Source organism: Exiguobacterium sp. TNDT2 (assembly GCF_003331145.1).
In the GTDB taxonomy this organism is placed as follows: Bacteria; Bacillota; Bacilli; order Exiguobacteriales; family Exiguobacteriaceae; genus Exiguobacterium.
In genome coordinates this window covers 1-7376 of sequence record NZ_QLVE01000053.1, presented here as the reverse complement: position 1 = coordinate 7376, position 7376 = coordinate 1, and the positions used below count along the sequence as shown (strand labels likewise).

General features: G+C 52.2%; 6 protein-coding genes. 2 read left to right on the top strand and 4 right to left on the bottom strand.

What is annotated here, in order from left to right; translation table 11 throughout:
- Window positions 1–99: 99 nt before the first annotated feature.
- On the bottom strand, window positions 100–723 hold the full coding sequence (locus tag DPV68_RS14390; protein WP_114167458.1) for a DedA family protein: 624 nt from the start codon (window positions 721–723) through the stop codon (window positions 100–102).
- A 220-nt stretch (window positions 724–943) separates the two neighbouring features.
- Here DPV68_RS14390 and DPV68_RS14385 point away from each other — a divergent pair, with 220 nt between their 5' ends.
- On the top strand, window positions 944–1804 hold the full coding sequence (locus tag DPV68_RS14385) for an SDR family oxidoreductase (protein WP_114167457.1): 861 nt from the start codon (window positions 944–946) through the stop codon (window positions 1802–1804).
- 39 nt (window positions 1805–1843) lie between these two features.
- Here the strand turns inward: DPV68_RS14385 and DPV68_RS14380 are convergent, their stop codons facing one another.
- Window positions 1844–3370 carry a methyl-accepting chemotaxis protein gene (locus DPV68_RS14380; RefSeq protein ID WP_114167456.1) on the bottom strand — a complete coding sequence of 509 codons (1527 nt, stop codon included), beginning with the start codon at window positions 3368–3370 and terminating at the stop codon, window positions 1844–1846.
- A gap of 170 nt (window positions 3371–3540) precedes the next feature.
- On the opposite strand from DPV68_RS14380, the gene DPV68_RS14375 reads away from it, so the two are divergent.
- Window positions 3541–5253 carry a methyl-accepting chemotaxis protein gene (locus DPV68_RS14375; RefSeq protein ID WP_114167455.1) on the top strand — a complete coding sequence of 571 codons (1713 nt, stop codon included), beginning with the start codon at window positions 3541–3543 and terminating at the stop codon, window positions 5251–5253.
- A gap of 27 nt (window positions 5254–5280) precedes the next feature.
- On the opposite strand, the gene DPV68_RS14370 is transcribed toward DPV68_RS14375, so the two are convergent.
- Both DPV68_RS14370 and DPV68_RS14365 read right to left on the bottom strand, forming a co-directional pair.
- Window positions 5281–6003 (bottom strand): polysaccharide deacetylase family protein, encoded by a 723-nt coding sequence (locus DPV68_RS14370; RefSeq protein WP_114167454.1) that lies wholly within the window; start codon window positions 6001–6003, stop codon window positions 5281–5283.
- A gap of 112 nt (window positions 6004–6115) precedes the next feature.
- Window positions 6116–6781 (bottom strand): TVP38/TMEM64 family protein, encoded by a 666-nt coding sequence (locus DPV68_RS14365; protein WP_232819666.1) that lies wholly within the window; start codon window positions 6779–6781, stop codon window positions 6116–6118.
- Window positions 6782–7376 lie beyond the last annotated feature (595 nt).

Genomic DNA, 7376 nt, shown 5'->3' with positions numbered 1-7376 from the left:
ACTCTATATGATTAATTTAAGTTCATAAGAACTTAAAGTCAAGTAAAAAATGTGATTCTATGAAAAAAACACTCCGAATCGATTTCGGAGTGTGTAAACTTAACGCTGTTCAGAGCGGCGTGACCAGATGACACGTACGATGAAAGCCCCTAGTCCGAGCAGGATGACGGCGAGGACACCATACATGACATGAGAATACGTCTCGATATGGCCGAGCCACACTTGCCAATTCTCCCCGACATATACGCCAACAAAGATGAGCACCGTGTTCCAAATCAACGTTCCGAGTGTCGTCAACGTCAAGAATTTGATGAACGGCATGTTCGACATGCCGGCCGGAATCGAGATGAGACTGCGGACGACAGGGACGAATCGACCGAAAAAGACGAGTTTCGGTCCAAAGCGGTCGAACCAACGATCGGCCATACGGACGTCATCAACTTTCATATAGAGGCGCTTGCCATAACGTCCGACCCAAGCCTCGAGGCGCTCCCTGTCGAAGAACAGGCCGACGCTATATAAGACGATGGCTCCGATGACCGCCCCGACCGTCGCAGCGAGAATCATCCAGACGGGTGAGAGTGCGGTCGTCGTCGTGAAGAAGCCAGCGAATATTAAAATGAGCTCGGACGGGATGGGCGGGAAGACATTCTCGATGAAGATGAGGAAAAGGACGCCGAAATAGCCGAACTGCTCAATCATTTGTTGAATCCATTGTTCCATGAATCGTTTCTCCTTGCGTATATGACATCTCTATTTACTTTACCCGATAGCAAAGAGCACGCCCATACGACTTAAGATTGAAATGATTAACCATGAGAACACGAGTAATGGAGGACTCGTTCGCAATTTGAGAAAACGTCCCGTTTTGGATTTGCTGTTCTCGTTTGAGGGGAAGAATAGAGTGAATCAGCATGAATGAACCAAGAGGAGGCAGGAACAGATGAAATACTTAGTCACAGGCGCGACCGGGAAACTCGGTTCGAAAATTGTCGATGAGTTACTCAAATCGGTCCCGGCAAGCGAACTCGCAGTCAGTGTACGGCATCCAGAAAAAGCGGAAGCCCTAAAGGAGAAAGGGGTCGATGTGCGCCACGGCGATTTCGACAAGCTAGAGACGCTCGATGAAGCGTTTAAAGGTGTCGAACGACTGCTCATCATCTCGACGGACGGGGACAATGACACACGCATTCGGCAACATGCGAACGCGGTCGAGGCGGCCGAACGAGCCGGCGTGTCGTTCATCGCCTACACGAGTCTCGCCGACGCGACCGATAGTCAAAACCTCATGGCGCCGCCGCATGTCGAGACGGAAGGCGCGATCGAACGGACGGGCATCCCCCATGCATTCTTGCGCAACAATTGGTATTTAGAAAACGAACTTGGCAGCATTCAAGGCGTGCTCGCAGGCGCACCTTGGGTGACGGCGGCCCGTGACGGGAAAGTCGGATGGGCGTTGCAGGAAGACTACGCCGAAGCAATCGCGAACGTGCTCCTAGCAGATGATTTCGAACAAGATATCTTTGAATTGTCAGGTCCGCTCCATACGCAAGCCGAGCTCGTCGAGGTGCTCAGTGAGGTGCTCGGACGTGAAGTCGCGCTCCAAGAAGTGAGCTTGGACGCGTACGCCGACGTCATGCGCGGCGCCGGGGTGCCGGAAGAAGCGATTCCGATCGTCGTCGGCATTCAAGACAGCATCCGCAACGGCTCGCTCGAAGTCGAGTCGAACGATTTCGAGTTGGTGCTCGGCCGTCCGGTGACGCCACTTCGTGAGGCGCTCGACAAACTGATTGCCACATTATAAAAAACCAGACCGCGAATCCAACATTCGCGGCCTGGTTTTTTAGTTGGCCCGGGACTCAAGCTGACCGGTCACGTCTTCTAACGTGCTCGCGGTCGAGGCGAGGCGGTCGGACATACAACTCAACTCTTTTTGGATGGCGACTTGTTCCTCGGTCGCGGCGGCGACGTGTTGAATCTGTTGCTGCAACTCGCTCGCCGCGTGTTTCGTCGTCGCAAGGCGCGTCTCAAGCATCTCCATCTGCGAAGTCACGCCTTGACGCGTCGCTTGAATCGAATTGATTTGCCCGTCAATCTCGGAGACATCCTCGGTCAAGCGGTGGAAGACGGCGGTCACATCGGCCGAGACGGTTTGACAGTTCTCGGTCGCTTGTTTGAACAACTGGGCCGATTCCCGGACGACGCTCGTATCTTCCATGAGGCCACCGAGGACGCGTGTCATCTCGGATGCGTAATCACGGGATTGGACGGCAAGTTTGCCGACCTCAGAAGCGACGACGGCGAAGCCCCGTCCGGCATCACCGGCCCGTGCTGCCTCAATCGAGGCGTTCAAGGCGAGCATGTTCGTCTGGCCGCTGATCGTCTCGACGTGTTGCAAGATGGCTTGAATCTCGGTCGAGCGGTTCGACATCGTCGTGACGACGCGTTCGAGCCGCTCAGACTCATCGATAATCTCTTCGACTTTCGCTTCCATCCGCTGCATGTCATCTTTCCCGGCAATCGCATCGGCTGCGATCCGGGACGATGCGGCGGCGGTCTGGGCCATCCGTTCTTGAATGAGGGCGGTGAGGGCGCGAATCGATTGAATCTCATTGGCCCCCTGGTTCATCGACGTCTCTTGTTCGGTCGCGTGCGCGACGATCGGATCGACCGTGACGGCGATTTGTTCCCCGGACGCGAGCGACTGATTGGCGGCCGTCTCGAGCTCGGTCGCATGTGTCTTCAATGTCATGACGAGTTGGCTCGCGTCGGCGACGGCTTGTCTCAACAATCGGCGTGTCTCGTCTTCTTGCGCTTTGACGCGTGACGACTCGAGGTTACGGAAGTGGATCTGGACGATGAGCACCGCGCTCAACAAGATGAGATAAATCGCATGGACGAGGAGCAGGCTGAACGGATAGTCGGCCGTGCCGCAGATGATTTCCGGGAACAAGAAATAGCCGGCCAAGTGTTGTACCGCGAAGATGACGGTGCTATAGAGGATCAAGTCGATGCGGCGCATGAACGACAAAATCGCCAAGACGACGAAAATCGAGAAGTGATACTCGACGAGTCCTTGGCCGCCGGCGACGGTCGAGATGCTCGTAAACGTCAGCGTGAGCATCGTCAAATACGGGAATAGCTCGGGTTTCCTGCGACGGCTGACGACCATAAACAGGAACAGCACGATCGGAACGGCAAACAATACCCATGTCGCGACCGGGTACGCATAGCCGACGGTCCCGTTACGGAGCACGGTGTATGTATAGGCGAAATCGGTGAAGCGGTGGAGCAAGTGGACAATGACGGACGTCAAGACGATGACGAACGTGGTGACGAGCATCAACTGATTACGTTTCGTAGCACTCATATAATTTCCTCACATTCTGAATAGTAGTTCGATTTGGCTATCTTATTATCGGACAAATGTCACAATGTTTTACTTGATTTGAATATTCAGTGAAAAATTTATTTCACCCTCAAGATTTTTTCGTTTGAAAATAAATGATTCGCTCCGATAAAAAGAATGGAGGGATGAAAATGAAACAACTGTCACTATCAAAGAAAATAATGATTTTGCTCGCGGTTCCGTTGTTGTCGATGATTGTCATTGCCATCGTGGGTCGACTCTATATCGGGCAAATGGCCGATGCGGGCGAAGAACTGTATCGAAACGATTTGCTACCGATGCAATATCTTGGGCAAATCCGGACGGATAATCGAGCGATTGACGGATATCTACTCGAGCTCATTCTGTCTACAGAGACGGAACGAAACGAGGAGCTAGAAGCAGATATCGCCCAACGGAGAGCGAGTATATCGTCAAATCTCGAAGCATTAAACGATACGTTCGACCCGAAAGATGAAACGATGAAAGCGCACATGGAGGATGTTACAACAGGAGTGACGGCTTATCTAGAAGGAGTCGACCTCGTCTTGCGACCGGCGCTCCGGGAAGAGAATGCGGCAGCATACCGAACGTACTTGTCTGATTTACGTCCGACCCGTCTCGAATTGGTCGACTCGGCGGCCTCACTCATGGAAGGCATTGAACAAGAGGCTGAAACCGCCAACGAGGAGATTCAACAGAGTCTCGGCAACGCCATCGTTGTCTTTTGGGTCACCGCGGCCCTCGCCTTTTTGACATCGATCGCTCTTGGGGTCTATATCGCCCATCTGATTTTGCGGCCGATCAAACAGTTGAGCCTTCTGATGGAGCGGGCAGGCGAAGGTGATTTGACGGTGCACGGAACATACGCGTCGCGTGACGAGATCGGGTTGCTCGTACAAGCGTTCAATGCGATGAAGGATAATTTGCGTCACTTGATTGAACAAGTGACCGCGACGTCCGACCGCGTCGCCGTCTCGTCAGATGACTTAAAGAATAACGTCGAGGAGACGACGAAAGCGACGGAAATGGTCGCGATGACGATGGAAGAGATCGCGTCAGGTTCGATGCGTCAGCTCACGCGCGTCAAAGCGTCTAACGAAACGTTGACGGATTTGACGAATGGCATCCATCATGTGTCGACGAACGCACAGCACATGACCGAACTGTCGGAAACGACACTTCAAAAAGTGGCGAGCGGGAACGAGTTGATCGAGACGCTCGAGCGCCAACTCGATGAGACGAATGAAAAGATGAAGCAGCTCCAACAAGTGATCGCTCAGCTCAATATGAGATCAAACGAGATCGGAACGATTACCGGGGCCATCACAGGGATTGCCGAACAGACGAACTTGCTCGCCTTGAACGCAGCCATCGAGGCGGCACGGGCGGGCGACCAAGGGCGCGGCTTCGCCGTCGTCGCCTCAGAGGTGCGCAAGCTTGCCGAGGAGTCGGCCGTGGCGACGAAACAAATCGCCGCCTTGATCGCAGACACACAGGCGGAGACGAAAGACGCGGTCGAGACGATGCATACCGTCGAACGCGACGTATCAAGCAGCGTCCACCACGTCAAACAGACAGGCGAGGCGTTCGATGAGATTCAAGAAGCGATTGAAGAAGTCGCGCATAAAGTCGAAGAAGTGTCCGGTGCCGTCCAAGAGATGGCGGCCGGGGCGACTGAGATTTTGACGTCCGTCAGCGAGATTCAAGGAATCACCGAGGCGACCGCGACCGAAACCGAGAACACGTCGGCGGCGACGGAAGAACAAATGGCGTCGATGGAAGAGATCACGGCGTCGGCCCAAGAACTGTCTAACATGGCCATCGAGATGCGCAAGATGACGAATCGGTTAAACGTCAAATAAGAGTCGGGGCTCTTTCAGCCCCGACTCTTATTGTGATTTACCGGCTTTCCATTTGTTGTAGAAGTTGTATGGCTCCGTGACACCGGCCGTCGTCCTGAACGTATAGCGCTCCCGTTTCAAATGACGAAGGATATAGTTAAGCGAGGCAGGAGTAGTGGATTGGTCATGCATCAAGACGACCGAGGCGATGTTGTTCGCGCGATTCATCCGTACGCGCTGAATCGTCTCGTACTGGAGCAGACGCTGATTATTTTTTCGTTTCCAATCGAGACTGTCGACATTCCAGTCCCACATGTAAAACCCGGCCTTTTCCATGGCAAGACGATGCGCTTTCGTCATGTGAGGCACGCTTCCATAAGGCACGCGCATAATGTTCGTCTTCACACCGGTCGTCTCAAAAATGAGTTGTTGCACACGCTTCATCTCGTTGACAGCTGATTGAGGCGACTTATAAAACCGTTTTTTATCATGCGTCATGCTGTGAAGTCCGAGTGTATGGCCTTCTGCGACGATTCGACGTAACGTCTCTTCGTTACCTTTCATGTATTTTCCTGTGATGAAAAATGTCGCTTTGACCCGATGTTTTTTTAACACGTCGAGCAACAAGAGCGTCTCGGCGCGAGGCCCGTCGTCAAACGTCATGTAGACGATGTCCCGGTCGTCATAACGTTTACCTTGCGCCGCCGTCGCCACGTCGGCTCCTCCGATAAGCAAGCAGACGAGCAAGCACATACTAATCCATTGTTTCATTTCAAAATCTCCCATCCTATCCATCTGGAACTTGGTACGAATTTCCATTTCCAATTGTACGATGGAGGAAAGGGCGGTTCAATCGCTTCTTTTCACGATAAGGAAATGAGATTTACACCAAACCGAGCCACTTTTTGACGGGTTCTCGGAAATAGTAAGTGATGCCGAGCAGACTGACGAAAACGAGGGCGGCGATAAAAATCAACGTGACACTGCCCGAGGCGAGACTCGCACCGAGAAAACTGTAGGCGAGCGTCCCGGGAATCATCCCGAGCACGGTCGCGAGGAGAAATGATTTGAATTTGACTTTGGCGATGCCGCCGGCGTAACTGAGCAAATCGAAGCTGATGAGCGGGATGAGCCGTAGGACGAACACATATAGGAAGCCGCGCTGTTTCATCTGCGTGAATAGTTTCTCCGACCATGGGTAACTGTCGACCTTGAGCACGGACCGGCCGAACAATCTCGCCATAACGTAACCGGTCACGGCGGCGGCCGTCGCCCCGAATAGGATATACAGGACGCCCGGCCATACCCCGAAAGCGAGACCGGCCCCGAGCGACAGGATGGACGTCGGTAAAAAAATAACCGGACCGATCGCATAAATGAGGAAAAACACGACTGGGCCCCACCAGCCGAACGACAGGACGATGTCGCGGACGTCAGACGGACGAAGCTCGTAATGGAAATGCGTGATATAAAAGATGGTCCCGAACACGGCGAGCATGAGACCAAGTTTGAGCGGGCGCGGCACGGGAATCATTCCTTTCCGAATCATTTGTTCTTGTCTACATCGTATCGTATTTTTCTCCTCAATGAAGGTGAGCCAGCTTACAAACGGGCACCGAATATGCCGATTCAGTGTTTATCCATCAAAAAATGGAAATTTTGGTCAACATATATCCCAAAAACCTTCATTTTTTCCTCTCTCTGAACGATAAAGGAAGTAGGGGATGATGAAACGTTTGCATATATCTAAACGTTTTCAGTGCTTCACTACGATTGAGCGACTAGGATGGATGGTAATGCAATCCCGGGCCATCTGGAGAACGAAACCACACACGTTTAATCACGACCGAAGCAACAGACGAAGGGCAAAGAGGTTTAGAGGCAGTCCGTTCTGTGAATTAGAGTGGAGGAAAATTATACATGTATAAAAACTTAACCATTTTCTTCTTTTTCCAAATTCAGTTTGTAAAATGTTTCGTTTTTGTGATGTAATGATGTGATTATTGTTCAAAGGATGTATAAAATGAAAATTGATTTACAGACGTTAAGTATCGTTGTCAGTGGTGTCTCGCTCATCGCGACGCTTACGTTATACTCGGTGAACTACTCACCACTTGCTTGCTTCGCAACCTGAAGTGGGAGCT

Bases quoted from the DNA above. Each gene is read 5' to 3' on its own strand.
- DPV68_RS14390 (WP_114167458.1), bottom strand. From the start codon at position 723: ATGGAACAATGGATTCAACAAATGATTGAGCAGTTCGGCTATTTCGGC.
- DPV68_RS14385 (WP_114167457.1), top strand. From the start codon at position 944: ATGAAATACTTAGTCACAGGCGCGACCGGGAAACTCGGTTCGAAAATT.
- DPV68_RS14380 (WP_114167456.1), bottom strand. From the start codon at position 3,370: ATGAGTGCTACGAAACGTAATCAGTTGATGCTCGTCACCACGTTCGTC.
- DPV68_RS14375 (WP_114167455.1), top strand. From the start codon at position 3,541: ATGAAACAACTGTCACTATCAAAGAAAATAATGATTTTGCTCGCGGTT.
- DPV68_RS14370 (WP_114167454.1), bottom strand. From the start codon at position 6,003: ATGAAACAATGGATTAGTATGTGCTTGCTCGTCTGCTTGCTTATCGGA.
- DPV68_RS14365 (WP_232819666.1), bottom strand. From the start codon at position 6,781: ATGATTCGGAAAGGAATGATTCCCGTGCCGCGCCCGCTCAAACTTGGT.